This is a genomic window from Pseudoxanthomonas indica, from assembly GCF_900167565.1.
GTDB lineage: Bacteria > Pseudomonadota > Gammaproteobacteria > Xanthomonadales > Xanthomonadaceae > Pseudoxanthomonas_A > Pseudoxanthomonas_A indica.
In genome coordinates this window covers 1,740,698-1,767,500 of record NZ_FUZV01000001.1, presented here as the reverse complement: position 1 = coordinate 1,767,500, position 26,803 = coordinate 1,740,698, and the positions used below count along the sequence as shown (strand labels likewise).

The following is a 26,803-nucleotide window of genomic DNA, read 5'->3' as shown; positions in this document are numbered from 1 at the left end:
CTATGAGAGCGACTTTTGGGTCTGTAGCTCAGGTGGTTAGAGCGCACCCCTGATAAGGGTGAGGTCGGTGGTTCGAGTCCTCCCAGACCCACCAAACCAGGTCCGCAGCAACTCTGGAATTGCACGCACACTAAAAGATTTTGAAACGAGTTGGCGCTGAAGCCGGCTTCGTGTTCTTTAAAAACTTGTGACGTAGCGAGCGTTTAAGATTTTCATCTTAAGACGTGTCGTTGAGGCTAAGGCGGGGACTACGAGTCCCTAATTAATTGAGTCGTATGTTCGCGTTTATGGCTTTGTACCCCATAAACACGGCGTGTAACTCCGAGGCGACTTGGGGTTATATGGTCAAGCGAATAAGCGCACACGGTGGATGCCTTGGCGGTCAGAGGCGATGAAGGACGTGGCAGCCTGCGAAAAGTGCGGGGGAGCTGGCAACAAGCATTGATCCCGCAATGTCCGAATGGGGAAACCCACTGCTTCGGCAGTATCTTGCAGTGAATACATAGCTGCTGGAGGCAAACCCGGTGAACTGAAATATCTAAGTAACCGGAGGAAAAGAAATCAACCGAGATTCCCTGAGTAGTGACGAGCGAACGGGGACCAGCCCTTAAGCTGGATTGGTTTTAGAAGAACAGTCTGGAAAGACTGGCCATAGACGGTGATAGCCCGGTATTCGAAAAGGCCTTTTCAGTGAAGACGAGTAAGGCGGGGCACGAGAAACCCTGTCTGAATATGGGGGGACCATCCTCCAAGGCTAAATACTCCTGACCGACCGATAGTGAACCAGTACCGTGAGGGAAAGGCGAAAAGAACCCCGGAGAGGGGAGTGAAATAGACCCTGAAACCGTGTGCGTACAAGCAGTAGGAGCCCTTCGGGGTGACTGCGTACCTTTTGTATAATGGGTCAGCGACTTACTGTTCGTGGCAAGCTTAACCGTATAGGGGAGGCGAAGGGAAACCGAGTCTGATAAGGGCGCATAGTCGCGGGCAGTAGACCCGAAACCGGGTGATCTAGTCATGCCCAGGGTGAAGGTGCCGTAACAGGTACTGGAGGCCCGAACCCACTCCCGTTGCAAAGGTAGGGGATGAGGTGTGATTAGGAGTGAAAAGCTAATCGAACCCGGAGATAGCTGGTTCTCCTCGAAAGCTATTTAGGTAGCGCCTCATATGTATCCTCTTGGGGGTAGAGCACTGTTATGGCTAGCGGGACATCGCGTCTTAGCAAACCATGGCAAACTCCGAATACCAAGACGGACTGTATGGGAGACACACGGCGGGTGCTAACGTCCGTCGTGAAAAGGGAAACAACCCAGACCCACAGCTAAGGTCCCAAATTCAGTGCTAAGTGGAAAACGATGTGGAAAGGCACAGACAGCCAGGAGGTTGGCTTAGAAGCAGCCACCCTTTAAAGAAAGCGTAATAGCTCACTGGTCGAGTCGGTCTGCGCGGAAGATTTAACGGGGCTAAGCACTGAACCGAAGCTTGGGGTGCACACTTTTAGTGTGCGCGGTAGAGGAGCGTTCCGTAAGCCTGCGAAGGTGGCTTGAGAAGGCTGCTGGAGGTATCGGAAGTGCGAATGCTGACATGAGTAACGATAATGCGGGTGAAAAGCCCGCACGCCGAAAGCCCAAGGTTTCCTTGCGCAACGTTAATCGACGCAGGGTTAGTCGGTCCCTAAGGCGAGGGCGAAAGCCGTAGTCGATGGGAAGCAGGTTAATATTCCTGCACCTCGCGTGAGTGCGATGGAGGGACGGAGAAGGTTAGGTGTACCGGGCGTTGGTTGTCCCGGGGAAAGGCGGTAGGTGTGGAACTTTGGCAAATCCGGGTTCCTTTAACACCGAGCACCGAGACGAGCTCTTTAGAGCGAAGTCACTGATACCACGCTTCCAGGAAAAGCTCCTAAGCTTCAGCTCACGAAGACCGTACCGTAAACCGACACAGGTGGGTAGGATGAGAATTCTCAGGCGCTTGAGAGAACTCGGGTGAAGGAACTAGGCAACATGGCACCGTAACTTCGGGAGAAGGTGCGCCCTTTTTGGTGGCTGCATGCGCAGCTGAGCTAAAGAGGGCCTCAGAAACCAGGCCGCTGCGACTGTTTATCAAAAACACAGCACTCTGCAAACACGAAAGTGGACGTATAGGGTGTGACGCCTGCCCGGTGCTGGAAGGTTAATTGATGGGGTCAGCCGCAAGGCGAAGCTCTTGATCGAAGCCCCAGTAAACGGCGGCCGTAACTATAACGGTCCTAAGGTAGCGAAATTCCTTGTCGGGTAAGTTCCGACCTGCACGAATGGCGTAACGACAGCGGCGCTGTCTCCACCCGAGACTCAGTGAAATTGAAATCGCTGTGAAGATGCAGCGTTCCCGTGGCAAGACGGAAAGACCCCGTGAACCTTTACTATAGCTTTACATTGAACGTTGAGTTCGTCTGTGTAGGATAGGTGGGAGGCTTTGAAGCGATGGCGCTAGCTGTCGTGGAGCCAACCTTGAAATACCACCCTGATGTGCTTGACGTTCTAACCTAGGCCCGTAATCCGGGTCGGGGACCATGTATGGTGGGTAGTTTGACTGGGGCGGTCTCCTCCCAAAGAGTAACGGAGGAGCTCGAAGGTACGCTCAGCGCGGTCGGACATCGCGCACTGTGTGCAAAGGCATAAGCGTGCTTGACTGCAAGAGCGACGGCTCAAGCAGGTACGAAAGTAGGACTTAGTGATCCGGTGGTTCTGTATGGAAGGGCCATCGCTCAACGGATAAAAGGTACTCCGGGGATAACAGGCTGATACCGCCCAAGAGTTCATATCGACGGCGGTGTTTGGCACCTCGATGTCGGCTCATCACATCCTGGGGCTGTAGTCGGTCCCAAGGGTATGGCTGTTCGCCATTTAAAGTGGTACGCGAGCTGGGTTCAGAACGTCGTGAGACAGTTCGGTCCCTATCTGCCATGGGCGTTGGAAGTTTGAGAGGGGCTGCTCCTAGTACGAGAGGACCGGAGTGGACGAACCTCTGGTGTTCCGGTTGTCACGCCAGTGGCATTGCCGGGTAGCTATGTTCGGAAGCGATAACCGCTGAAAGCATCTAAGCGGGAAGCGCGCCTCAAGATGAGACTTCCCGGGGCACAAGCCCCCTAAAGGAACCATGTAGACTACGTGGTTGATAGGTCAGGTGTGTAAGCGCTGCAAGGCGTTGAGCTAACTGATACTAATGATCCGTGCGGCTTGACCATATAACCTCAAGTGGCCTTGGACTCGACGAAACGTCGAGATGAAAATCCCAAGACACGCTACGTCACAAGACCCTATGTGAGACAGGCGCCTCATCCATTACGGATGGCGACGCTCCAACCGTCTCCCTGGTGAAATTAGCGCTGTGGTCCCACCCGTTCCCATCCCGAACACGGAAGTGAAACGCAGCTGCGCCGATGGTAGTGTGGCTTAAGCCATGCAAGAGTAGGTCATCGCCAGGGGCTTTACCCCTAAACCCCCAACCGGCAGGTTGGGGGTTTTTCTTTGCGCGCCGATCGCCAACAATCGGGATTCACTTCGCAAGTTGGGGATCTTGAATGAAGCAAAGTCTACTGGCGCTTGGCATGCTGGCTGTACTGTCCATGCCCTTGTACCTTTCAGCGCCGGCCGCGGCTGGCTCCGTGGAAGTGTCGAAGCGAGCGAAGCAGGTGCATGAAGCCGCGCTCGTCATTGATACGCACCTGGACACGCCTGCCAATTTCGAGCGACCTGGATGGAGCATCCTGGATCGTCATGATCATGATGGTGACCAGTCACAGGTGGACCTTCCGCGGATGAAGGAAGGAGGCCTGGATGGAGGCTTCTGGGTGATTTACACCGGACAAGGCGACAGGGACGACGCAGGCAATCGCGAAGCACGTGATCATGGATTGATTCGCCTCACCGAAATACGCGAGATGCTCGCGGCCAATCCCACTTCGTTCGAGCTTGCACGAACTGCAGCTGATGCGAAAAGAATCGTCGCAGCAGGCAAGCGGGTCTCCTTCATCAGCATGGAGAATGCGTCGCCCCTGGCCAGCGATCCTTCCCTCGTCAGCGTTTACTACGACCTGGGCCTGCGCATGCTCGGCATTACCCACGTCAAGAACAACGATTTTGGTGACTCGTCCACAGACGCCAAAGGTCCGGAATGGAAAGGGTTGAGTCCGAAGGGCAAGGCTCTCGTGGCAGAAGCAAATCGACTGGGTTTGATTCTCGACGCGTCCCACGCCAGTGACGCCGTATTCGACCAGTTGCTTGAATTGTCGAAGGCGCCGATCGTGCTATCGCATACCAGCGCGGACGCGGAGTTCGACCACCCGCGCAATATCGACGACGCCCGAATCAAACGACTGGCGGAGAAAGGCGGCGTTATTCACGTCAATGCCTACGGTGGCTACCTGATCTCGATTCCCAAGATACCCGCGCGCGAAGCAGCCTTGGACGCGTTGTCCGAAAAGTATGGTGATGAGAGCTCCCGCGACGAGGCAGCCATCCAGGCTTACCTCGGCGAGCGCGCGAAGATCGACCAGCAGTTTCCGGTGCCACGCGCCAACCTGGACGATTATATGCGTCACCTGCTCCACATCCTCAAAGTCGCCGGACCCCAGCATGTCGGCATCGGCGCCGACTGGGATGGCGGCGGTGGGGTGGATGGACTTGAGGATGTGTCCGCCCTGCCGCGCATCACTGAGCGTCTACTAGCCGCTGGCTACAGTGAGGCCGACATCCAGGATATTTGGGGTGGCAACCTGCTCCGCGTACTCACCCAAGTCGAGGCGGTAGCGGAAAAATCCAAGCAAAAATAATCAGTTACGGAAATCTGAACGCTCCATCGTTCCGGTCTTGGAACGATGGGGAACTCTTCCCCGCGTTAGCAGTCATACCACCCGACTGCTAAGATGACGCCCATGACCCAGAACAGCCCAGCCACCGTACTGGTGGCCAACAACCTCCCGATTCCCAGCGCGCTCGGCTCGCTCGAGGCCTACATCGGTGCCGTGCACCAGATTCCGGTCCTGACGGTCGATGCGGAACAGGCGTTGGCGCGCCGCTTCCGCGATCAGGAAGATTTGGATGCTGCACGCGAGCTGGTGCATTCCCACCTTCGCTTTGTCGTCCATGTCGCGCGAGGTTACAACGGCTATGGCTTGCCGCTGGGCGACCTGATCCAGGAAGGCAACATAGGCCTGATGAAGGCGGTGAAGCGGTTCGACCCCGAAATGGGCGTGCGCCTGGTCAGCTTTGCCGTGCATTGGATTCGCGCGGAGATGCACGAGTTCATCCTCAAGAACTGGCGCATCGTGAAGGTCGCCACCACCAAGGCGCAGCGCAAGTTGTTCTTCAACCTGCGCAAGTCCAAGACCCGCCTGGGCTGGATGAATGCCGAGGAAGTGAGTGCTGTCGCCAAGGATCTGAACGTCTCCGAGCGTGAGGTCCTGGAGATGGAATCTCGTCTGTCGGGTCGTGACGTCGGCTTCGACGCCTCGAGCGATGATGACGACGATCATGCGCCGCCGTCACCGGTCAGCTATCTCGTTGCCAACGACGAGGATCCTTCGCAGGCGTACGAGCGTGCGGACAGCCAGGACAACCAGCTGGAATTGTTGCGCGCTGGCATGGCCGGTCTGGACCAGCGCTCGCGCGACATCATCAAGCGTCGCTGGCTCGATGCGGACAGCAAGATCACGCTGCAGGAATTGGCCGACGAGTACGGTGTTTCGGCCGAGCGTATCCGCCAGATCGAAGCCAATGCCCTCAAGAAGATGAAGGCGTTGTTCGCCGCTTGATCCGGCAACGACGGTACCAAAGCAAACGGCCCTCAGTGGGCCGTTTTGCTTATGTGATGTCCGGATTGGCGCCGCAATTTCCGGAGTGCCCGCGACTGCCACCTGCGCAAGAGTAGTGGCTCCAACCTGGAGCGCGCGCATGAATTACCGGATCACCGGCCTGTCACCCGAATTGTTCTCGCACTACTGGTTATTGAGCGAGCCGGAGTTGGAGTCGCGCAGTATCCGTCGTGTGAGAGCCGATGACGACCACGGCTTTCCTTGCCGCATCTCGCTGGAGGACGCGAGAGAGGGCGAAGCCTTGCTGTTGTTGCCTTTCACCCATCACGACGTGGCCGGCCCCTATCGCGCCAGCGGTCCCATCTACGTGCGTGAGCAGGCATCCCAGGCCGCCTCGCTGACGGATGCGGTGCCCGTCGCATTCCACCGTCGCCTCATCTCCGTGCGTGCGTACGATGCAGCAGGATGGATGCGGAGCGCCGACGTGATCGAAGGCGACAAGCTGGATGTCACCATCCGACGCCATTTGCTGGAGCCCGCCACCGCCTACCTGCATCTCCACAACGCCCGGCCCGGTTGCTTTGCCGCACGCGTGGATCGCTACGAAGGCGACTCTTCGTCCTGAGCGCCACCAAAAATGATCCGGGCACTGCGCTGGTAGCTCCAATAGGCCCATGCCCAGTTCAACAGCACCACCAGGCGGTTGCGGAATCCAATCAGGAAGAACACATGCGCCGCCAACCAGAACCACCAGGCAAGCAGGCCGGACAGCTTGAGACGACGCCAATGCACCACGGCCGCCATTCGCCCAATGGTCGCCAGGTTGCCGAAGTCGCGATAGCGAAAGGGGGTTGAAGGCCTGTTGCTCAGGCGCGCACGAATCATCCGTGCTGCATGCCGCCCCATCTGCTTGGCAGCAGGAGCAACGCCGGGCACGGGCTTGCCATCGCTGTCCACGCTGGCCAGGTCACCCACGACGAACACGTGCGGAAGATCCGGCACGCTCAGGTCTGCTTCCACATGGACGCGCCCGGCGCGATCCAGTGGCGCTCCCAGGCATCGCCCCAACGGTGAGGCGGCCACGCCCGCAGCCCAGATGACGGTGCGCGCCGCGACGAACTCGCCACCCAGGCGATAACCTGCTGAGGTGATGTCGGACACGGGCGTTCCCGTGCTCACCTCAACGCCAAGGCGTTCCAGTTGCCGGCGTGCCCGTGCCGACAGGTCGTCGGGGAACGAGGCCAATACGCGCGGACCCGCTTCGATCAAACGCACGCGAGCCTGGCCGGGATCGATATGGCGAAATTCGTTCCTCAACGTATGGCGTGCGATTTCCGCCAAGGTTCCCGCCAGCTCCACGCCGGTGGGGCCACCGCCCACCACGGCGAAGTTCAGCCATGCCGCGCGCGCCGCCGGATCGGGATCGGCCTCGGCGCGTTCGAACGCAAGCAGCAGATGCCGACGCAGATGCAGCGCGTCATCCAACGTCTTCAATCCGGGTGCGTGCGCGGCCCACGCGTCATTGCCGAAATAGGCATGGGTCGCGCCGCTGGCGAGGATCAGGAAGTCGAACGCGATCTCGCTGCCATCGCCCAGATGGACTCGCCGGGCCAGCGGTTCGATGCGTTCCACCTCCGCCAGCCGCACTTCAACATTGCCCTGTCTGCGCAGGATATGCCTCAGTGGGGCGGCGATGTCAGGCGCTGACAGCCCGGCCGTGGCGACCTGATAGAGCAGAGGTTGAAACAGGTGGTGGTTGTGGCGATCAATCATCGTGATTCGCACGTCTGCGTCGGCCAACGCCCGCGTCGCCCACAGGCCACCGAAGCCGCCTCCCACAATCACCACATGCTGCTTTGCTTCGCTCATGCTCGCCTGCTCGACCAAAGTAGGTGCACATCCGCGATGGTGATGCGGTGCGCATCCATCATACGGTGCGACGGTTTCCCGCGTCGTCCGGTATGTTGGCCCGCCTACTGGCGCATCGCCTTCAGTACAGATCCATGGGATCCACGTCGAGGGACCAGCGCACGCGCCGCGCCTCCGGCAATGCGAACAGCGCCGGCATGGCAATGTCGAGGAGCTGATGCAGTCCGCGTCGTTCGCCGCTGCTCAGCAGCAACTGCTGCCGATGGTAGCCAGCCCGTCGCGGCATCGGCGCCGGCAACGGGCCTTGTACTTCCACCGCGACGCCAGCGCCCTGCAATATGCGCTTGCTGGCCTGCAGAAACGAATGCGCATCCTCCACGTGCTGGGATTCTGCGCGGATAAGCGCCAGGTGGGCGAAAGGCGGAAAGCCAGCGGCACTGCGCTGTTCCAGCTCGCTGTCGGCAAATGCGTGGTAGCCGCCCTGAATCAGGGTGGTCAGCAAGGGGTGGGTCGGATGATGCGTCTGCAGCCAGACTTCGCCAGGCTTGTCCGCGCGCCCGGCGCGCCCGGCTACCTGGATCAACTGCTGGGCCATTCGTTCGCTGGCGCGAAAGTCGGCGGAAAACAAACCTTCGTCGATGCCCACCACTGCCACCAGGGTCAGATGCGGCAGGTCGTGGCCCTTGGCCAGGATCTGTGTTCCCACCAGGATGCCGGGTGCCTCGCCCAGCTTTCCCAGCTGTTTCGCCAGGCCGTCCCGTCGCTGTGTCGTGCCGCGATCGATGCGGATGACGGGCACCTGCGAGAAGGCTTCAACCAGATGCTCCTCCAGACGTTCGGTACCCACGCCTTGTGGCTGCAGTGCCAGCCCGCCGCAGTCCGGGCAGGCCAACGGCGCGCTCTGGCGGGCGCCGCAGTGGTGGCATTGAAGGCGGTGTCCGCCGCCATGGACAGTCATCGGCGAATCGCAGCGATGGCAATGCGCGCTCCAGCCACAGTCGTGGCAGAGCAGGATGGGCGCGTAGCCGCGGCGGTTCTTGAACACCAGCACTTGGCCGCCGGCCTCCAGGGCCTGGGCGATACCCTGCCGCAACTCGGGGGACAAGCCCGCCTCGAGGGGGCGCTTGCGCACGTCCAGCACGCGCACGCGGGGTGGCCGCGCATTGCCGGCGCGTTGGCGCAAGCGCAGGTGACCATAGCGGCCGCTGCGCGCGTTGTGCAGCGACTCCAGCGAAGGCGTCGCCGTGCCCAGCACCACCGGGATATCGAGTCCCTTGGCGCGCACCAGCGCAAAGTCGCGCGCGTGGTAGCGGATGCCGTCCTGCTGCTTGTAGCTGCCGTCGTGTTCTTCGTCGACGACGAGCAAGCCCGCCTTGGGCAGCGGCGTGAACACCGCCGAGCGCGTACCGACGACGACGCTCGCCTCGCCACGTGCGCACGCGGCCCAGGTGCGCGCACGCTCGTTGTCATTCAAGCCCGAGTGCAGCACGTGCACCGGCACGCCGAGGCGATTGCGGAAGCGCGCCAGCGTCTGCGGAGTCAGTCCGATCTCCGGCACCAGCACCAGCGCCTGCTCGCCGCGTTCCAGGCAGGCGGCGATGGCGTGCAGGTAGACCTCGGTCTTGCCACTGCCGGTAACACCGTCCAGCAGGAAGCTGGCGAATCCGCGACTGGCCGAGATGGCCGCCACCGCCGCTTGTTGTTCGGGATTGAGCTCCGGCCCGGACTGGGGCGCAGCGCGGGCCAGTTCGTCCAAGGGCCTGGCCTGGCGCGTCACCAGCCCCCGCTGCTCCAGCGATCGCATCGTGGCCCGCCAACCGGGCAACTGGCTTTGCAGGCTGTCCTCACTGAGCGCGCCCGCACGCAGCAGCTCCGCCAGATGACGGGGGCGGCTACCGGGGCGCAAGCGATCGATACCGGTGGCCCCCGCCTCACTCAGCTGCCACGCGGAGCTCTGCTGGGCCTGCGGCAGCGGCTCGCCCTGGCGCAGTGGGGACGGCAGGGCGGTGGCGAACACTTCACCCAGCGGCGCGTGGGTATAACGCGCCAGCCAAAGCAATGACTCGCGCAACTCTCCCGCCAGCAACGGTGCTTCGTCCAGCCAGGCCAGCGCCTGCTTCAGATCCGGCCGACCGTCGGCGGTGGGCGCGCCCACTTCGGCGACCCAGCCGACCAGTTCGCGATTGCCGAACGGAACCCGGATGCGGCAGCCAACATCCTGCACACCGGCACGCCGCCCGGTCGAGTCTGCCGGCGGCAGGTAATCGAACAGGCGCGGCAAAGGCACGGGTAGCGCAACGCGCAGGACAGTGGAATCAATCATCTGTACGCCAGTGTAAACGGCCCGTCGCCGACGCCGGGTCCGTCCGCGGTTTGCGCGATCAAGCTGCCTGTAAGTTGACGAAGATCACGCAAGTGCCGGCCACTCAAAGGGATTCCGGCTTATCCACACAAGCTGTGGATAAATCTGTGCATGTCGGCTTTGCTCCACGCGCACAAGAGCCATTTTCAGGCCTCGTCCGGAAGTTGGCTAAAAAAACGCCACAGACACTTTTGCCTTGTAAAACAGCGGCTTGAATGTGAAACCTATCTGAAATGTGGCCGGAAGGCCGCCGCAGCCCAGCGTGGATGACAGTCGCGTGACCGCTGTGCACAACGCAATTCCGCGAAACCCTTGTCCCGCTTGGGAGAGCAGAATTCGAACCGGTGTCAAGCACGTGCGAATCACACTCGCCGGCTATCATGCAGCCACGATGAGTCCCCTCGTACATGCCTGAAACGCCACTCCCTCCCGCTGCCCTGGTGGCCTTTCTACGAGGCGTGGAGCGGCGCGCCGCCCTGTTTGCCGAACTCCAGGCAGGTGATGCCGAAGTGGGCGACCTGGCGGTCGCTACCGCGATGCACCAGTTCCAGGCCGAGGCCGCTCCGCTGCCGATGGCCGACTGGCCGCGCCGGTTCTGGCAGCGGTTGATCAACGCGACCAGTCTGCGACAGCCGGCCTCCGGTCGCTGGTCCGGTGAGGTGGCGCATCTGGGAACCCTGGCAGGCCACGACCGCTTGGTCCTGCTGACCCGGCTGGCGGCGGGCCTGCCCGAAGACGAGGCGCTGGAAGTGCTGGCGGTCGACCAGATCCATTACCGCTCCGCGTTGGCGGCTGCCTGCCCGCGTGATGCCGATGGCGCCGCCGATGCGCAGGCCTGGCGGCAACTGGCGGAAGCGATCCAAGCGCGGATGAAGGAGCTCTCGCAGGAGCGCATGGCGCGGCTGGCCCGGCTGCGCGACCACGCCTTGCAGCCGGCCACAGCGCCGCGTCGTGCTGCCGCAACGGTTTCCCTGCCGCGCAATGAAATGCCTGCCGCCGCCGGCAAGCCATCGCGCCGGTGGAACATGCTCTGGGTCCTGGTGGTGCTGGTGTGCTGCCTGGCCTTGGCGGCGACCTTCGTGCCGCGCGATTGGTGGCCACAGCAACTGCGTGGGCCGGAACCGTCCGCCGAGCCGCGGTTGGGCCTGGCTGAAGACCCGGACATCCGTACCCAGCACTTGCCACCCGCCGAAGCGCCGGCCAGCGTGCTGACGCCGGAAGAAAGCCTGGCCACCCATCCCGATTTGCCCATGCTGCGCGACAGCGAATTCGAACTGAGCCAGCAGGCCGATCTGCTGGCCTGGTACGCCGCAGGCGCGCAAATCGAAGGACAGGCCCAGGCCGAGACGCCACCACGCGCGGATGTGCCACAACAAGAGGAAGGCCGTGACACGACCTTCTGACGCGTCAACGCGGCGCCTGTGGTTGTTGCCGCTGCTGCTGGCCGGGCTCGGCGCGGGCAGCGCGCAGCCGATGGCAGCGTCCATGCAAGCCACTGTCGATACGCATCTGCGCGCCTGGCAGGCGATCCCCACCGGCCAGCAGCATGCGTTGCAGACGCGCCTGCAAGCATGGGATGCCCTGCCACTCGGGCAGCGCGACGATCAGCGCAGCCGTTACCAGGCGTGGTTGGCCCTGCAGGAGACCGAGCGCGCCCGCCTGCGTCAGAGCGCCCGCGAGTTCGCCTTGTTGCCCGCCACCGAGCAGACGCGCTTGCGCGTGGTCTTCGAGCATCAGGACGCCATGCAGCAACAAGGGTGGCGCTTGGGTCCGGCCTTGGGCGCGGACTGGCCGCGCCTGCAGCCACTGTTCGCCTTCGTGCCGCCGGGGCAGCGGGCTGACGTGTTGATTGCGCTCAAGCAGACCGATCCCGCGCAACGCGATGATCTGGCCGCACTGGCGCAGCGCATACCCCCGCAGTCACGGGACGGCTTCCGGCGTGAATGGTTGAAGCAGCCAGCCACTCAACGCGCCGCCTGGTTGCAGCACCGCCGCAACCAGTGAACCACGGTCAGTTGATGAAGCTGCTGATCCCCACGAAGGCGGCAGCGAACGCGACCAGCACCAGGTAGACCGTACCGATGATCAGGTACTTCAACACGGTCAGCCACCAGGCTTGCGCGTAGACGCGCTTCTGCATGATCAGCAGATAGATCGGCATCCACCACCAGATCACGAATTCGATCACACCGATGACCACGCCCACCCACGCGGCGTACGGCGAAATCCAGTTGTCCAGCATCACCAGCACGCACAAGGTCAGCAGCGCCAGGCACAACCAGGCGTGGCTGTAGAGCGCCACCACCAGGTGTTCCAGATAGCTGCGGTGGGTTTCGATGTAGGCCAGCTTCAGGAAAATCGCGAAAATCGGCACCAGGAAGAACAGCGCCGTGGGAATCGCACCCATGATCGCGTGCTTCATCAGTTCGGGATCTTTCTGGAAGCGCTCCCAGTTGTCTGACGCACGCTGGCCTTTCTTGTCCAGCCAACGCTGGAAGAATCCCGAATCCGCCGAAGGCTTGCCCAGGGTGTGGCCGGCCACGGTCACCTTGGGCGCGGGCTTGGCGGCCGCGCTGTCGGCCTGGGCCGCTTCGGGCGCCACCTTGTCCTGCGCGGACGGCGCATCCTCGACGCTGTCCTCGACCGGTCCGGTCTGCTCCACCGGCAGGCGCAGTTCGGGATGCTTGGGGTCCAGCTCCTTGATGCGTTCGCGCGCCTGCTTGCGCATGGCCTCCACACTGCGATCAAAGCCGGTGGCGGCGCCAGGAATGCCTTGTACGGCTGCTTTGCCCTGCCACAGACCGCGGATGGCGTCATCGCGATCCTGGATCACTTCTTCGGCGGTCTTGGCGTCATTGAACGCATTGCGTGCGTTGACTTCGGCGGTGTTCCCGGTGCCGCCCTCGGCCTCGCGCTCGCCAAAACTCACTGCGTACTGGGCCAGGAAGAAGGTCAACACGCTCAGGATCACGAACAAGCGCAGCGGCGCCACGTAAGGCGCGCGATGTCCTGACAGATAGCTATTCGCCAACCGGCCCGGCGACCACAACGCGCGCAGCGTGCGGAAGATGCGGCCGTCCAGATGCCAGAACGATTCGAACACTTCCTCGATCGCGTGGCCCAGATTGCGCAGCGGATTGTGCGAGGACTGTCCGCACTGATGGCAGAACTGGCCTTGCAGCAGGGCCGTGCAGTTTTCGCATGCAGGCGGGCCGGCGTGCGTCAGGACGTCGTTGCTCATGTGCGGTTTGTGATTCCCCGGGACCAAGCGGGTAAGATACCGGCCTCCCGTGACCCGGTGCCAGCGCGCCCGCGCGACCGTAGTCCGGCGGTCTCCCCCCATGTCGTCCTCACTTCCCCGCTCGCCGACCTTCGGCGACGAGGTTCGCACCTCCGCGAAGCTGGCTTTGCCCCTGGTCCTGGGTCATGTATCCACCGGGCTGATCGGCTTTGTCGACAATGTCATCGCCGGACATCACGGCACCGCCACGCTGGCCTCGGTCACCGTGGGCACGGCCCTGCTGTGGCTGCCGATGATGGTGCCGATCGGTACCTTGATTTCGCTGACCGCATCGGTCTCCGAACTCGATGGCGCCAAGCGCCGCGACGAGATCGCGCCGTTGTTCCGCCAGGCGTTGTGGCTGGCGCTGGGGCTGGGCGCGTTGATGTTCGCGTTCCTGAGCGTGGCCCCTTACGGTTTGAAGTGGTTCGGCATCGCACCCGAGATCATTCCTGGCGCCACCGACTTCCTGCACGCAATCCGTTGGGGCGTCCCCGCGCTGACGTTCTATTTCTGCATGCGCTATCTGAGCGAAGGCATGCACTGGACGCTGCCGACCATGGTGCTTGGCTTCGGTGGCCTGCTGGTGCTGGGGCCGGTTGGCTATGTGCTGACCTTCGGCAAGTTCGGCTTTCCGGAAATGGGCGCCGGCGGGCTGGGTGTCGCCTCGGCGTTGACCATGTGGCTGCAGGCGATCTGCTTCGCGCTGTACCTGTGGCATTCGAAGCGCTTTGCGCCGCTGCACTTGTTCAGTCACTTCGAGCTGCCCAAGCGCGCCGCGATCGGCCAGCTCCTGCGCACCGGCCTGCCGATCGGCATCACCGTGTTGATGGAAGGCAGCCTGTTCATCGTCACCGCGCTGCTGATTGCCCGCTTGGGCGCGATACCCGCTGCCGCGCACCAAATCGCCATCAATGTGTCCGCGCTGTGCTTCATGGTGCCGATGGGTGTGGCCGAGGCCACCACCGTCCGGGTGGGTCACGCCCTGGGGTCGCGCGACCCGCTCGGCATCCGCCGCGCCGCCCACGCCGGCTACGCCATCGTCCTGTGCACGCAGGCGCTGTCAGCCCTGGTGCTTCTGTTCGGCCATGACGCCGTGGTGTCGCTCTATACCCAGGATCTGGCGGTGGCCACGCTGGCCGGCAGCCTGCTGCTGTTCGCCGCCGCGTTCCAGTTCCCGGACGGTATCCAGGTGCTTTCGGCCGGCGCCCTGCGGGGGCTCAAGGACACCCGCGTGCCCATGTGGCTGGCCATGGTCTCCTACTGGGGCCTGGGCATGCCGCTGGGCGCCGGGCTAGGCCTGGGCCTGGGCTGGGGGCCGCAAGGCATGTGGCTGGGCCTGATCCTGGGCCTGACCGCCGCCGCCATCAGCCTGGGCTGGCGTTTCAACCGCAGCAGCCGCCGCCTGCTGGCGGCGCCCATGCCGCTTGCCGACACGGTGACTTAAGGGGCATGCCTCCGTCACCCGCGAACCGCTAAGCTGTTCACGAGTATCCGGAGCTTTGCCACCATGAATCAGCCTGTCCGCCGCGGACCCGTCGCCAGCTTCTTCGTTGGCGCGTGGAATGTGGTGAATTTCGCCCGCAAGTTGTTCCTCAACATCCTGTTCTTCGGCTTCCTGTTCTTCCTGCTGCTGGTCATGCTGCTGGTCGCGGGCATGAAGTCCGGTGGCGGAGCCGCGCCCCTGTTCGATCGCACCACCCTGGTGGTGGCACCGGAAGGCCGCCTGGTCGAGCAATACAGCTCCGACCCGGCCACCCGCGCGCTGGCCAAGCTGATCAACGACAAGGAAGCCGAGGAAATCCAGCTGCGTGACCTCGTGCGCGGCATTGATGCCGCCAGCAAGGACAAGCGCATCGAACGCATGCTGCTGCGCGTGGATCGCCTGCAACCCACCGGCTACGCCTCTTTGCGCGAAGTGGCCGCGGCGCTGCAGCGCTTCCGCGCTTCCGGCAAGCAGATCGTGGCGTTCGGCGAAAACGTCGGTCAGCTGCAGTACCTGCTGGCCGCGCAGGCCAACGAGGTGTACCTGGATCCGATGGGTGGCCTGCTGCTCGAAGGCCTGGGCCGCTACCGCCAGTATTTCCGCCAGGCCCTGCAGGAAAAGCTGGGCGTGGACGTGCACGTGTTCCGCGTCGGCGAGTTCAAGTCGGCGGTGGAGCCGTACGTGCTGGACGCCGCCTCCAAGGAAGCCAAGGAAGCCGACCTGTTCTGGATGAACGATGTCTGGCAGCGCTATCTGGCTGATGTGGCCAGCGCCCGCAAGCTGGAGCCGCAGCAGTTGGCGTCCGGCATCGACACGCTGCCCGAAGGCATCGCCGCCGCCGGCGGCGACCTGGCGCGCTTCGCCCTGCAGCAGAAGCTGGTCGACGGCCTGAAGACGCGCGAGGAAGTGGAGAACCTGCTGATCGAACGCGGCGTGGCCGACGAGGATTCCGATACCGGTTTCCGCGCCGTGTCGCTGGAAGGCTATCTGACCCATATGGATACGCAGCGTCCGCCGACCCTGGACTCGCGCCCGCAAGTAGCCGTGGTGGTGGCCGAAGGCGAGATCGTCGACGGCGAACAGCCGGCCGGTCGCGTTGGCGGCGAATCCACTTCCGCGCTGCTGCGTGAGGCGCGCGATGACGATGACGTCAAGGCCGTGGTGCTGCGCGTGGATTCCCCGGGTGGCGGCGTGTTCGCCTCCGAGCAGATCCGTCGCGAAGTCGCCGCCTTGAAGGCAGCGGGCAAGCCGGTCGTGGTCTCGATGGGCGACCTGGCCGCCTCCGGTGGTTACTGGATTTCGATGAACGCCGATCGCATCTACGCCGATCCGTCGACCATCACCGGTTCCATCGGCATCTTCGGGATGATTCCGACCGTGCCGCGCACGCTGGAAAAGATCGGCGTGCATACCGACGGCGTTGGCACCACGCGCTTTGCCGGTGCGTTCGACATCACCCGTCCGCTGGATCCGGCGGTGGGCCAGATCATCCAGTCGGTGATCAACAAGGGCTATGCCGATTTCACCGGCAAGGTAGCGCAGGCGCGCAAGAAGCCGGTGGAAGCGGTGGACGAAGTCGCACGCGGCCGCGTGTGGAGCGGCGCGCAGGCCAGGGAACGCGGCCTGGTCGACGAACTGGGTGGCATGCAGGCGGCCATCGATGACGCGGCCAAGCGTGCCAAGTTCGCCAAGGCTGACGATTACCGCGTGCGTTACATCGAGCAGTCGGCATCGCCGTTCGAACAGTTCCTCGGTCGCATGGCCAGTACCCGCATGGGCGCACTGTGGCTGAAGGATTCGGACATGGCGCGAGCCGTGCTGGCCAAGCGCCTGCCGGAAGGCGAGACCCAGCTGCGCTTTGTCGAGGAGGCGATCCAGAGTCGCCAGGGATCGCCGGTGAAGGCATTGGCGTACTGCTTCTGCGGTTACTGAGCAGCGACGCTTGACAAGAAAAGGCCTCCTTGCGGAGGCCTTCTTCTTTGCGGGAACCGGTGCGCGGATCTTTCAGCGGACTTGGGCGAATCGCCTCATTGCGTTGTGGCCGCATCAATCGCGGCGCGCTGTTGATCGGCGGCTTTCTGGGTGGCGTCCTGCACGGCGCGCGCCTTGTCCAAAGGTGCCTGGATGGCATCGCGCATCTGCGTTGCCTTGGCGTCACCGGCGGCATCGGCGGGCGCCGACTGCGCGGTGGGTTCCGGTGGCTGTTCCGTGGGCGGCGGCGTGGGGCGGCAGGCGCCCAGCATCAGCGTGGCCAGGACCAGCAAAAACGGTACAAGGAACCTCGGTTGCGGCTTCATGCGGCACTCCGCCTGGACGTCAGCGGCTATGCTACCCCCATTCCAATGACGTGTCCGACAACGGGAGTGGCGGCATGGCGACACATCGCTGGCGACTGGATGGCCAGATTGCCCTGATCACCGGTGCGAGCGCCGGCATTGGCCTGGCCATTGCACGCGAACTGCTGGGCCTGGGGGCCGACACGCTGCTGGTGGCGCGCGATGCCGATCTGCTCGACGCCGCACGCGAAGAACTGATGGAGGAATTCTCCGACCGCACGATTGCCGTGCTGGCGGCGGACGTGGCTGACGACGAGGATCGTCGCGCCATCCTCGACTGGGCCGAAGATCATGCCGACGGCTTGAACCTGCTGATCAACAACGCCGGCGGCAATGTCACGCGCGCTGCCATCGAGTACAGCGAAGACGAATGGCGCGGCATTTTCGAGACCAACCTGTTCTCGGCGTTCGAGCTTTCGCGCTATGCGCATCCGCTGCTGACGCGCCATGCCAGTTCTGCCATCGTCAACGTGGGCAGCGTGTCGGGAATAACTGCCGTGCGCAGCGGTGCGCCCTATGGCATGACCAAGGCGGCACTGCACCAGCTGACCCGCAACCTGGCGGTGGAATGGGCCGAAGATGGCGTACGGGTCAACTCGGTCGCGCCGTGGTATATCCGCACACGTCGCACCTCGGCGCCGCTGGCCGATCCGGACTACTACGATGAAGTGATCGCGCGTACGCCGATGCGGCGCATCGGCGAGCCGGAAGAAGTTGCGGCGGCGGTCGGCTTCCTTTGCCTTCCCGCCGCCAGCTACATCACCGGCGAATGCATCGCCGTGGACGGAGGCTTCCTGCGCTACGGCTTCTGAGCCGCTGCGTGGTCCGGCGCCTGGAACACCACCTTGCCTTGATCGTCGAGGATCTCGAAGCGAGGTTCACCGGCGGCATCCACCTGCATGCGGATGCGATCGCGGCCATTGGCATCGGCCAGGCGGATCTGCGCATTGTTGCGTTCGTTCTGGATCAGGATGCGGGTCTGCGTTTGCCGCACCGCATCGCGCACCGGCAGGCTGGCCGGCATCGCCTGGTTGATCTGCAGACCGCTGCTGATCGGCTCGCCGTCCGCGCCGATGCGGGTCATCAGCCCGATCGCATCCATGTTGGGATTGTCGAACGCCAGCGCGGACACCTTGCCGGCCTCGACATCGGTCAACGCCAGGCCGCCCACTTCATTGCCCTTGCGGTCGTAGAACACCACGCCAGCCGGTGATACCGCGCGCTTGAAGGTCTGTCCATTGAGCATGGGCGGCGGGAAGCGTTCCTGATTGGCGATCACCAGGCGGACTTTGCCGTCCTCATCGACGATGTTGATGCGGTGGGCCGAAACCTCGTCGAAACGTTGCGGCGGTGCCTTGAAGGCAGTGAGCGCCAGCACGATGAAGGCGGCGGTCATCACGGCGCAATACCAGCGCAGCTGGCGCATCTGGCGCAGCATGCGCGCCGACTCGATCCCGTCCATGTGGACTCCCCTGTGAGTGAGTCCCGGATTCTAGGTCAGGCGCGCCTCAACGCCCAGCACAGTTGCTCTCAGCGAGGATGCGTTGCGCGCGCTCGAACTCGGCGCGATTCTTCTGCTCGCTTTCGGGGCGGGTGAAGCGCCAGGCCACTTCGGCTTCGTCGTGGCGTTTCTTCCAGGCTTCGCACAGGCCTTCGTCGGCAATCGGTGCGCAGTTGTCGCGCACCACTTCGCAGGCATTGCCGGCGCCATTCTGCGGATTGCCGTCCAGACCGACGGTGCGCAATGGCAGGCAGCGCTCCTGCGGCTCGCTGTCTTCGGTGACGTAGGTGCTGGATTCGCGCGTGGTGCAGCGGAACAGTTTGGGCGGTGGCAGTTTGGCCAGATCACCGGGCGCTGGTTGGGTGGTGTCGCCATCGGCGGACGGCGTCGCGAGATCGACCGACACTTGCGACGAGGGCGCAGGTGCAGCTGCAGGTGAGGGCGCGGGCGCTTTGGCGGCGGGCGCCTTGTCGACCATGGGCACGGTGGTGATGGACTGCATCAGCTTTTTTTCCTGATGCACGCCCTTGGGACACGGCATGTTCTGCATTGTCACCGCGCCGCCGGCGTCGGTGCAGCGGTAGATCGCGACGTCTCCCGCATGAGCGGGAGACGCGAGCAAGGCAAACATCAAGAAAAGCCAAGTACTGCGCATTCAAGGATTCCTGCAATCGTTGGCCATGCGTGCGTCAATCCCGCGCTGTTCGAGATCGAGCGTGCGGCGTTCACTCGGCATGGCGCTGCCATAGCGGCGAAGGATCTCATATCGGCGATCGGACAGGCGTGCGCAGGTCTCGGCCTGCGGCAGCATGTGGCAGACATCGCGCACCCAGGTGCCTCCCACGGGCACCACCCCGACCACCGGCGGACGCGGCCGATCCGGCGGTGGCGTGCCGGGCGGGGGCGTGGTAGGCGGACGCGGGCCACCCCCCACGCCGCCGCCGCGTGGCCAGAAATAGCCGTAGCCCACCCAGGATTCCCAGCGCGCCTGGCCTTCGCCGGTTTCGTTGGTGTAGCGGCTGCCATCCGGCGCTTCGCATTCGTACATCGGTCGCGGCGGTGCGCGGTACACCACCGGCGGTGGCGCGGACGCGGGGGCGATAGGCGCGGTTGGCGTGCTTGTCTGCACCGCCGGCGCGCTCGACTGTGCCGGATCCCGCGGCCGCTGCATGCTGCGTGCCTGCTGCTTTTCGCCGGGTGGGCAGGGCGAATCGCGCAAGGTCAGCTGGCCTGTTGCGTCCTCGCAGCGGTAGATCACCAGTTCCTGCGCATTCACGGCCATCGCGGCCATCAGCAGCAGTGGGAGTGAGGCGAAGGCGCGGACGACGGGCATGCCGGCATCTTGCGCGCGCGCTGGCGGGGCGGCAATGCAGTGCGGAGAGGGGTGGCCCGCAGACAATGGCCGCCGGGGCGCAGATCGGCACAGGCGCGCTCAGGCGCGCAGGGATTGCCCGCTGCGAGCATCGCGGATCGGCGTGGGCGTGGTCAGCCCGCCGGTCTCGCCTTCGCTCACCCCGGCCACGCGCGCCAGCAGTTGCGGGTCGAGATCCTCGCGGCGGGTCACCGCCGGCTGGCCCGACAGGTTGGCGCTGGTCGACACCAGCGGCCCGCCGAAGGCCCGGCACAGCGCCACCACGGTGGGGTGGGCGCTGACCCGCACCGCCAGGCTGTCGTGATCGCCCGTGATCCAGCGCGGTACCTGCGGCGTGGCGGGCATGACCCAGGTGTTGGGTCCCGGCCAGCTCTCCAGCACCGCGGCCAGCCGCGCTGCCGGCAGCGCGCCCAGATCCAGGCAGGGCCGTAGCTGATCCAGATCCGCGGCGATCAGGATCACGCCCTTCTCGACCATTCGCTGCTTGACGTCCAGCAGCCGCATCACGGCGGCTTCCTGGAACGGATCACAGCCGATGCCCCAGACCCCTTCGGTCGGATAGAGGATCACGCCGCCAGCGCGCAAGGCGATCACGGCTTCCTCGTTGCTCAGTCTGCCTGCGGGCATGCCATGGCACTCCGATGGGCCCGCGCAGGCGCGGGCCAAAAACTCAGAACGGCGCGTCGGACTTCTTCGCCACGCGCTTCTTGCCTGGCTCGATCCTGGTCGGCGTCAGCAATGACTTGGCAGGCTCGGGAGCGGCGGGGAGGGCCTTCTTGACTGCCTTTTTTGCCGGGGCTTTCTTGGCGGCGGTTTTCTTGGTGGCCTTCTTGGCAGCCGCCTTCTTCGGCGCGGCTTCCTTCTTGGTGGCAGCGGCCTTCTTGGTGGCAGCGGCCTTCTTGGCCGGCGCCTTCTTGGCCGCGCCCTTCTTGGCACCAAAGCCGCGACGTGCCGGCTTGCCGGTTTCTTCCAGCAATTGCTGTACTTCGGCCAGGGTCAGCGACGCCGGCTCGCGATCCTTGGGAATCTTGCCGTTGAGCTTGCCGTCGCTGATGTACGGACCAAAGCGGCCGTTCAACACCTGGATGTCGCTGCTGTCGAATTCCTTGATGATCCGGTTGCGGGCGATTTCTTCCTTCTCGTTGATCAGGAAAACCGCGCGCGCCAGATCGATCGTGTACGGATCATCTTCCTTCTTCAGCGAGGCGTAGACGCTGCCGCGCTTGGCGAACGGGCCAAAGCGGCCGATGCCAACGCTCACTTCGTCCTCGCCATCCAGGCCCAGCTTGCGTGGCAGCTTGAACAGCTCCAGCGCCTCTTCGATCGAGATGGTGTGCATCGACTGGCCGGGACGCAGCGAGGCGAACTCCAGCTTCTCGTCGGTGTCCTTGTCGCCGATCTGCGCATACGGCCCGTAACGGCCCAGGCGCACGCTGACCGGCTTGCCGCTCTTGGGATCGGTGCCCAGATCGCGCGCGCCAGTGGCTTCGCTGCGGTCGACCGATTCCTTCTTCTCTTCGATCAGTTCCTTGAACGGGCCCCAGAACTTCTCCATCAGCGGCACCCACTCTTCCTCGCCGCGCGAGACCGCATCCAGCTCGTCTTCGAGCTTGGCGGTGAAGTCGTAGTCCACGTACTGGGTGAAGTGACCGCTGAGGAACTTGGACACCGCCCGGCCCACGTCGGTGGGCTTGAAGGCGCGGCCTTCCATTTCGGTGTACTTGCGGAACAGCAGGGTCTGGATGATCGAGGCGTAGGTGGACGGACGGCCGATGCCGTACTCCTCCAGCGCCTTGACCAGCGCCGCTTCGGTGAAGCGCGGCGGCGGCTGGGTGAAATGCTGATCGGCGTGGATGCGATCCAGCGGCACGCGATCGCCCGGCTTCATCGCCGGCAGCTTGCGGCCTTCGTCTTCGTCATCGGCGCTCTTCGTGTCCTTGCCTTCCTCGTAGACCGCCAGGAAGCCCGGGTCGATCACGGTGGTGCCGCTGGCGCGGAAGCTGTGGGCATTGCCGGCCGCCAGATCCACGCTGACCGTGTTGAGCGTGGCCGGCACCATCTGGCAGGCCACCGCACGCTTCCAGATCAGATCGTAGAGCTTGCGCTCGTCGTCGGTGAGGTAGCGCGACATCTGCGAGGGCGTGCGCAGCGCGGAGGTGGGACGCACGGCCTCGTGCGCTTCCTGCGCGTTCTTGGCCTTGGTCTGGTAGAAGTTGGGCTTGTCCGGCAGCGCCTGGGTGCCGAAGTCGCGCGCAATCACGTCGCGGATGTCGCTCAGCGCTTCCGCCGACAGGCTGACCGAGTCGGTACGCATGTAGCTGATCAGGCCGACCGTGCCTTCATCGCCCACGGCGACGCCTTCGTACAGCTTTTGTGCCACCTGCATGGTCTTGCGGGTGGTGAAGCCGAGCTTGCGCGAGGCTTCCTGCTGCAGGGTCGAGGTGGTGAAGGGCGGCGAAGGCCGGCGCTTGCGCTCCTTGCTGGCCACGTCGGTGACATGCAGCGACCCCTGCGCGGCCTGCTGGATGCGCAGGCGCGCGGCTTCGGCGGTGTCGCCGTCGGTGACGGTGAACTGCTCGAACTTCTGCCCGTCCAGCTTGGTCAGCTTGGCGGTGAAGGCCTGGCGCGGATGCGCGCACTCGGCCTCGATGCTCCAGTACTCGCGGGCGATGAAGGCTTCGATCTCCTCCTCGCGCTCGACGATCATGCGCAGCGCCGGCGATTGCACGCGGCCGGCGGACAGGCCGCGCTGGACCTTGCGCCACAACACCGGCGACAGGTTGAAGCCGACCAGATAGTCCAGCGCCCGGCGCGCCTGCTGGGCGTCGACCAGGTCGCCGGCGATCTGCCGTGGCTGGGCCATGGCTTCCTTGATCGCACGCGGGGTGATCTCGGTGAACACCACCCGGTGCACGGGTTTGTCCTTGAGCAGGCCGCGTTCCTTCAGGATCTCGGCAATGTGCCAGCTGATCGCCTCGCCTTCGCGATCCGGGTCAGTGGCCAGGAAGATGTCGTCGGCCGCCTTGGCCGCCTTGGCGATGGCATCGACGTGCTTTTCGTTCTTGTCGATCAGGTCGTAGCGCATCGCGAAGCCGTTGTCCGGGTCCACCGCTCCTTCCTTCGGCACCAGGTCACGCACATGGCCGTAGGAGGCCAGGACCTGGAAGTCCTTGCCGAGATACTTATTGATCGTCTTGGCCTTGGCCGGCGATTCAACGATGAGCAGGTGTTTGGACATGTCCTTCCGGGGGGGGGATTCAGGGACGGCGCGCGGCCGGCAAGAGTGGAGCAAGTAGGGGTGGCAGAGAAGCCGACGCCCGGAGCCAGGGCCCCGGGCGTTCAGTTTCGCTATTTAATAGTGGAATCACGCCCGGGGGGCCGGTGTCAACCCCGAGCCCGTTTCGTGAAGGCCATCACCCCGCGCAAAACCGACGTACGGTCACGCGGCGGGGGCCTTCGCCGCGCGGCCCCGGCGCGGGCGCTGCCGTTCCTGAGGCACCAGCAGGCGTCGCAGCAATCCGGCCAGTTGCTTGCGCTCCGGGGCGGTAAGCGGAGCCAACAGCTCGCGCTCGGCGACCAGGATCTTTTCGATGGCCGCATCAATGTTGCGGCGCCCGGCGGGCGTCAACTTGATCTGCACGCTGCGCCGATCCACCGGATCGGGCACGCGTTTGACCAGCCTGGCCGCCTCCAGCCGATCGATTCGATTGGTCAATGCTCCGGACGACACCAGCAGGCGGGCCTGCAACTCGTTGGGCGCCAACTGGTAATGCGGGCCTTCGCGGCGCAACGCCGCCAGCAGATTGAACTCACCACTATGCATGCGCCATGGCGCCAGCACCGCCTCTTCGCGGCGCATCACAAAGTGATTCAGTCGCAGGATGCGACCGACCACTTCGGTGCTCGCCAGCGACAATTCGGGACGTTCACGCACCCAGCGTGCGATGAGTTCATCGACATCGTCCCGCGTGGCGGCATTGTTGATTTTTGGCACGAGTGGGTGATTCCGGTTGCGACGGCGCCGGCATCATAGCACCGCCGATTCTCGAGCCATTAGTGACAATTTGTTTCGACGCCAAATAGTTTGACGTCGAGATAATTGACGCACGAAAAGAGCAACTGCTAGCTTGATTTCGATGGCGTCGGGTTTAGGGCTGGCCTGTGTGGTACGGCCGCTTCGCCATCCCGCAATCGAGGTTCAAGCAAGTGGAAATCGCACTACGAGGCGCCTACATCGATTTCAAGGACAATCCCTTCCGGAACGATCCCTCAGGCTGTCTGGTCCATGAGTCGGACGCCATCATCTGGATACGCGACGGCAAGGTCCTGCAGGTCGGACCCGCCTCCGACCTTCTCCCGCAGTTGCCGGAAGGCATACCCGTCACCCACTACCGCGACAGCGTCATCCTGCCGGGCTTCATCGACAGCCATGTGCACTACCCGCAGACACCGATCATCGGCGCCTACGGCGAGCAGTTGCTGGAATGGCTGAACAACTACACCTTCGTGGCCGAACAGGCCTTTGCCGACAAGGACGTGGCGCGCGAAGTGGCGCGCTTCTACCTGCGTGAGAACCTGCGCAACGGGGTGACCTCGGCCACGGTCTACTGCACCGTGTTCCCGCAATCGGTCGATGCCCTGTTCGAAGAGGCCCAGCCGTACGGCATGCGCCTGATGGCCGGCAAGATCATGATGGATCGCAATGCGCCGGCCGCGCTCACCGACACCGCCCAGAGCGGCTACGACCAGTCCAAGCAGCTGATCGAGCGCTGGCACGGCAAGGATCGCTTCGAATACGTGATCACTCCGCGTTTCGCGCCGACCTCCACGCCCGAGCAGCTGGAAGCCGCGGGTGCGCTTGCACGGGAGTATCCGGACACCCTGATCCAGTCGCACATCTCGGAGAACAAGAACGAGATCGCCTGGGTCAACCAGCTCTTCCCGCAGCACAAGGGCTACGCCGACGTTTATCGGCACTTCGGCCTGCTGCGCGAGCGCGCCATCTACGGGCATGGCATCCACCTGACCGAGGAGGAACTGCATCTGTTCTCCGAAACCGGCGCGGCCATCGCCCATTGCCCCACGTCCAACCTGTTCCTCGGCAGTGGCCTGTTCAACATCCGCACGGCCCTGGACGCCAAGCGTCCCGTGCACGTGGGGCTTGCCACGGATCTGGGCGCGGGCACCAGCTTCTCGCTGCTGCAGACGCTCAACGAGGCCTACAAGGTCGCCCAGCTCAATGGCGTCCCGCTCTCCGCCACCCACGCGTTCTACCAGGCCACGCGCGGTACGGCCGAAGCGCTCGGCCTGCAGGATCGGATCGGCCGCATCGCCGCCGGAATGGAAGCCGACTTTGCAGTGCTGGATCTGCAGTCGACGCCGTTGATCCGTTTCCGCATGAAGTACGCCGACAGCATCGAGGAAGCATTGTTCATCAATATGACGCTGGGCGACGATCGCGCCATTCGCGCGACCTGGGTCAATGGCGCCTGCGTCTATGACCGCGAGCAGGATGCACAACAGGAGGTGCGGGCATGAGCGAGATCTCTTCCCGTGCCACGCCCGTGGCAGAGCCCCGCCAGGGTGGCATCCGCGCCTGGTGGATCTGGGCGCTGGCGGTGACGTTCGTCATCCTGCTGTTCAACGTGCAGACCGGCTATGCGATCCTCAATTCGCGGGTGGCCGAGGATCTGCAGCTGTCGCTGGAACAGATTGGATTCGTGGCGGCGTGTTACACCTGGGTATTCGCCATCGCCCAATTGTTCAGTGGTGCGTTGCTGGATCGTGTGGGTGCGCGCAAGGTGCTGTTGCCGGCCATCGCGCTGGTGACGATGGGCGTGTTTCTGTTCGCCTTCGCCGAAAGCTACGAGATGATCCTGATCTCGCAGATCGTGCTGGCCGTGGGCTCCTGTGCCGGTTTCGTCGGCGCCGGCTACGTCGGCGGCGTGTGGTTCGGCATGGCCCGGTTCGGCTTCATGTTCGGCCTGGTGCAGCTGGTCGCCGCGCTGTCCTCGGCCTTCGGCCAGGCCGGCTTCGACGCGGCGCTGCTGCGCTGGAGCTGGCGCGAGGTGATGAACGGCTTCGGCATCTTCGGTGTGGGACTGTTGTTGCTGGCGATGTTGTTCGTCCGCAATCCCAGGCCCGTTGAGTCTTCCCGGCAACAGGGTGGCTTTGTGGCGGGCGTGCTGGCCAGCATCGCCGAGGTATTGAAGAAGCCGCAGATCTGGATCGTGTCGCTGGTCGGCGCCATCACCTTTGGCGCGGTGTTGGCCCTGGGCGTGGTCTGGATGCCGAAGCTGCTGGTGGCGCATGGCCTGTCCGAATCCAACGCCAACTGGTCCACTGCGTGCATCTGGCTGGGGTTGGCCGCAGGCAGCCCGCTGATTGCGCGCTGGTCCGATGCCACGCGCTCGCGCCGACAACCGATCATCCTGACGACGCTGGTACAGGTGGCCTTGGTGGCGGCGCTGGTCTACATGCCGATGAGCCCGATGCTGGCGATGGCGCTGTGCTTCTGCTTCGGCTTTGCCAACGCCGGGCACATGTTGTCGTTCTCGGCGGCTGCGGACATCGTGCCGCCCCGGTTGATCGGAACCTCGGCCTCCATCGTCAACGGCTCCATGTTCATCCTGGGCGGTGTGTTGATGGGGTTGCCGGGCAAATTCCTCGATGACGGCGCGACCACCCTGGCCGGCTTCCAGACAGCGATGCTGCCGTGTGTCGGCACGCTGATCGTGTCGGGCTTGCTGGCATTCGCCATCAAGGAAAGTTACCCGCGCAGCTGAGCACGTTGATGGCTGGGCCAG

At 63.8% G+C, this 26,803-nt stretch carries 20 protein-coding genes, 1 tRNA gene and 2 rRNA genes; 13 read left to right on the top strand and 10 right to left on the bottom strand.

The window, feature by feature from the left end:
• Positions 1-17: 17 nt before the first annotated feature.
• The 6 genes from B5X78_RS08220 to B5X78_RS08195 all read left to right on the top strand — a co-directional run bounded on the left by B5X78_RS08220 (position 18) and on the right by B5X78_RS08195 (position 6,416).
• A tRNA-Ile gene (locus tag B5X78_RS08220) sits at positions 18-94 on the top strand.
• 249 nt (positions 95-343) lie between these two features.
• Positions 344-3,223 (top strand): 23S ribosomal RNA (locus tag B5X78_RS08215).
• Between the two features lie 125 nt (positions 3,224-3,348).
• Positions 3,349-3,463 (top strand): 5S ribosomal RNA (rrf, locus tag B5X78_RS08210).
• A gap of 96 nt (positions 3,464-3,559) precedes the next feature.
• The gene (locus B5X78_RS08205; protein ID WP_079723927.1) at positions 3,560-4,810 is read left to right on the top strand and encodes a dipeptidase; all 1,251 of its coding nucleotides are present in this window, start codon (positions 3,560-3,562) and stop codon (positions 4,808-4,810) included.
• Positions 4,811-4,912: 102 nt separating this feature from the next.
• A complete protein-coding gene (gene rpoH / locus B5X78_RS08200) occupies positions 4,913-5,791 on the top strand; it encodes an RNA polymerase sigma factor RpoH (protein ID WP_079724476.1) in 879 nt (292 codons plus the stop codon).
• 139 nt (positions 5,792-5,930) lie between these two features.
• Positions 5,931-6,416 carry a DUF1203 domain-containing protein gene (locus B5X78_RS08195; RefSeq protein WP_079723926.1) on the top strand — a complete coding sequence of 162 codons (486 nt, stop codon included), beginning with the start codon at positions 5,931-5,933 and terminating at the stop codon, positions 6,414-6,416.
• Here the strand turns inward: B5X78_RS08195 and B5X78_RS08190 are convergent.
• Positions 6,392-7,660 carry an NAD(P)/FAD-dependent oxidoreductase gene (locus tag B5X78_RS08190; RefSeq protein ID WP_079723925.1) on the bottom strand — a complete coding sequence of 423 codons (1,269 nt, stop codon included), beginning with the start codon at positions 7,658-7,660 and terminating at the stop codon, positions 6,392-6,394. The genes B5X78_RS08195 and B5X78_RS08190 overlap by 25 nt on opposite strands.
• Before the next feature lie 121 nt (positions 7,661-7,781).
• A complete protein-coding gene (locus B5X78_RS08185; RefSeq protein ID WP_079724475.1) occupies positions 7,782-9,980 on the bottom strand; it encodes a primosomal protein N' in 2,199 nt (732 codons plus the stop codon).
• Between the two features lie 449 nt (positions 9,981-10,429).
• Here B5X78_RS08185 and B5X78_RS08180 point away from each other — a divergent pair, with 449 nt between their 5' ends.
• Positions 10,430-11,425 (top strand): hypothetical protein, encoded by a 996-nt coding sequence (locus B5X78_RS08180; RefSeq protein ID WP_139381462.1) that lies wholly within the window; start codon positions 10,430-10,432, stop codon positions 11,423-11,425.
• Positions 11,409-12,026, top strand: a complete 618-nt coding sequence (locus B5X78_RS08175) for a DUF3106 domain-containing protein (protein WP_176140806.1) — start codon at positions 11,409-11,411, stop codon at positions 12,024-12,026. Before B5X78_RS08180 ends, B5X78_RS08175 begins: the two co-directional genes overlap by 17 nt.
• A gap of 7 nt (positions 12,027-12,033) precedes the next feature.
• Here the strand turns inward: B5X78_RS08175 and B5X78_RS08170 are convergent, their stop codons facing one another.
• Positions 12,034-13,263, bottom strand: coding sequence for a DUF3667 domain-containing protein (locus B5X78_RS08170; protein WP_176140805.1), 1,230 nt, complete (start codon positions 13,261-13,263; stop codon positions 12,034-12,036).
• Between the two features lie 100 nt (positions 13,264-13,363).
• Between B5X78_RS08170 and B5X78_RS08165 the strand changes: the two genes are divergently transcribed.
• Positions 13,364-14,749, top strand: coding sequence for an MATE family efflux transporter (locus B5X78_RS08165; RefSeq protein ID WP_079723921.1), 1,386 nt, complete (start codon positions 13,364-13,366; stop codon positions 14,747-14,749).
• Between the two features lie 63 nt (positions 14,750-14,812).
• Positions 14,813-16,720 carry a signal peptide peptidase SppA gene (gene sppA, locus B5X78_RS08160; RefSeq protein WP_079723920.1) on the top strand — a complete coding sequence of 636 codons (1,908 nt, stop codon included), beginning with the start codon at positions 14,813-14,815 and terminating at the stop codon, positions 16,718-16,720.
• Between the two features lie 95 nt (positions 16,721-16,815).
• Here the strand turns inward: sppA and B5X78_RS08155 are convergent, their stop codons facing one another.
• A complete protein-coding gene (locus B5X78_RS08155) occupies positions 16,816-17,085 on the bottom strand; it encodes a hypothetical protein (protein ID WP_079723919.1) in 270 nt (89 codons plus the stop codon).
• Between the two features lie 74 nt (positions 17,086-17,159).
• Here B5X78_RS08155 and B5X78_RS08150 point away from each other — a divergent pair, with 74 nt between their 5' ends.
• Positions 17,160-17,936, top strand: coding sequence for an SDR family oxidoreductase (locus tag B5X78_RS08150; RefSeq protein ID WP_079723918.1), 777 nt, complete (start codon positions 17,160-17,162; stop codon positions 17,934-17,936).
• Here B5X78_RS08150 and B5X78_RS08145 read toward each other — a convergent pair.
• The 6 genes from B5X78_RS08145 to B5X78_RS08120 form a co-directional block, all read right to left on the bottom strand.
• Positions 17,924-18,586 carry a hypothetical protein gene (locus B5X78_RS08145; RefSeq protein ID WP_079723917.1) on the bottom strand — a complete coding sequence of 221 codons (663 nt, stop codon included), beginning with the start codon at positions 18,584-18,586 and terminating at the stop codon, positions 17,924-17,926. The two genes, B5X78_RS08150 and B5X78_RS08145, sit on opposite strands and share 13 nt — an antisense overlap.
• 46 nt (positions 18,587-18,632) lie before the next feature.
• Positions 18,633-19,256, bottom strand: a complete 624-nt coding sequence (locus tag B5X78_RS08140; RefSeq protein WP_139381461.1) for a DUF4124 domain-containing protein — start codon at positions 19,254-19,256, stop codon at positions 18,633-18,635.
• A gap of 24 nt (positions 19,257-19,280) precedes the next feature.
• Positions 19,281-19,958 (bottom strand): DUF4124 domain-containing protein, encoded by a 678-nt coding sequence (locus B5X78_RS08135; protein ID WP_079723915.1) that lies wholly within the window; start codon positions 19,956-19,958, stop codon positions 19,281-19,283.
• A 99-nt stretch (positions 19,959-20,057) separates the two neighbouring features.
• Entirely contained in the window at positions 20,058-20,624 is a 567-nt protein-coding gene (gene tsaC / locus B5X78_RS08130; protein WP_079723914.1) for an L-threonylcarbamoyladenylate synthase type 1 TsaC, read from the bottom strand.
• Positions 20,625-20,667: 43 nt separating this feature from the next.
• Positions 20,668-23,235 (bottom strand): DNA topoisomerase I, encoded by a 2,568-nt coding sequence (locus tag B5X78_RS08125; protein WP_079723913.1) that lies wholly within the window; start codon positions 23,233-23,235, stop codon positions 20,668-20,670.
• Positions 23,236-23,436: 201 nt separating this feature from the next.
• Positions 23,437-23,991, bottom strand: coding sequence for a MarR family winged helix-turn-helix transcriptional regulator (locus B5X78_RS08120; RefSeq protein ID WP_217698653.1), 555 nt, complete (start codon positions 23,989-23,991; stop codon positions 23,437-23,439).
• Positions 23,992-24,203: 212 nt separating this feature from the next.
• On the opposite strand from B5X78_RS08120, the gene guaD reads away from it, so the two are divergent.
• Both guaD and B5X78_RS08110 read left to right on the top strand, forming a co-directional pair.
• Positions 24,204-25,535, top strand: a complete 1,332-nt coding sequence (gene guaD, locus B5X78_RS08115; protein ID WP_079724473.1) for a guanine deaminase — start codon at positions 24,204-24,206, stop codon at positions 25,533-25,535.
• Complete coding sequence (locus tag B5X78_RS08110) at positions 25,532-26,782, top strand: MFS transporter (RefSeq protein WP_079723912.1); 1,251 nt, start codon at positions 25,532-25,534, stop codon at positions 26,780-26,782. The genes guaD and B5X78_RS08110 overlap by 4 nt, the downstream gene beginning before the upstream one ends.
• Positions 26,783-26,803: the final 21 nt, after the last annotated feature.

What these genes read in the sequence shown, in the direction of transcription:
- B5X78_RS08205 (WP_079723927.1), top strand. Translation starts at nt 3,560, where the DNA reads ATGAAGCAAAGTCTACTGGCGCTTGGCATGCTGGCTGTACTGTCCATG.
- rpoH (WP_079724476.1), top strand. Translation starts at nt 4,913, where the DNA reads ATGACCCAGAACAGCCCAGCCACCGTACTGGTGGCCAACAACCTCCCG.
- B5X78_RS08195 (WP_079723926.1), top strand. Translation starts at nt 5,931, where the DNA reads ATGAATTACCGGATCACCGGCCTGTCACCCGAATTGTTCTCGCACTAC.
- B5X78_RS08190 (WP_079723925.1), bottom strand. Translation starts at nt 7,660, where the DNA reads ATGAGCGAAGCAAAGCAGCATGTGGTGATTGTGGGAGGCGGCTTCGGT.
- B5X78_RS08180 (WP_139381462.1), top strand. Translation starts at nt 10,430, where the DNA reads ATGCCTGAAACGCCACTCCCTCCCGCTGCCCTGGTGGCCTTTCTACGA.
- B5X78_RS08170 (WP_176140805.1), bottom strand. Translation starts at nt 13,263, where the DNA reads ATGAGCAACGACGTCCTGACGCACGCCGGCCCGCCTGCATGCGAAAAC.
- B5X78_RS08165 (WP_079723921.1), top strand. Translation starts at nt 13,364, where the DNA reads ATGTCGTCCTCACTTCCCCGCTCGCCGACCTTCGGCGACGAGGTTCGC.
- sppA (WP_079723920.1), top strand. Translation starts at nt 14,813, where the DNA reads ATGAATCAGCCTGTCCGCCGCGGACCCGTCGCCAGCTTCTTCGTTGGC.
- B5X78_RS08155 (WP_079723919.1), bottom strand. Translation starts at nt 17,085, where the DNA reads ATGAAGCCGCAACCGAGGTTCCTTGTACCGTTTTTGCTGGTCCTGGCC.
- B5X78_RS08150 (WP_079723918.1), top strand. Translation starts at nt 17,160, where the DNA reads ATGGCGACACATCGCTGGCGACTGGATGGCCAGATTGCCCTGATCACC.
- B5X78_RS08145 (WP_079723917.1), bottom strand. Translation starts at nt 18,586, where the DNA reads ATGGACGGGATCGAGTCGGCGCGCATGCTGCGCCAGATGCGCCAGCTG.
- B5X78_RS08140 (WP_139381461.1), bottom strand. Translation starts at nt 19,256, where the DNA reads ATGTTTGCCTTGCTCGCGTCTCCCGCTCATGCGGGAGACGTCGCGATC.
- B5X78_RS08135 (WP_079723915.1), bottom strand. Translation starts at nt 19,958, where the DNA reads ATGCCCGTCGTCCGCGCCTTCGCCTCACTCCCACTGCTGCTGATGGCC.
- tsaC (WP_079723914.1), bottom strand. Translation starts at nt 20,624, where the DNA reads ATGCCCGCAGGCAGACTGAGCAACGAGGAAGCCGTGATCGCCTTGCGC.
- B5X78_RS08125 (WP_079723913.1), bottom strand. Translation starts at nt 23,235, where the DNA reads ATGTCCAAACACCTGCTCATCGTTGAATCGCCGGCCAAGGCCAAGACG.
- B5X78_RS08110 (WP_079723912.1), top strand. Translation starts at nt 25,532, where the DNA reads ATGAGCGAGATCTCTTCCCGTGCCACGCCCGTGGCAGAGCCCCGCCAG.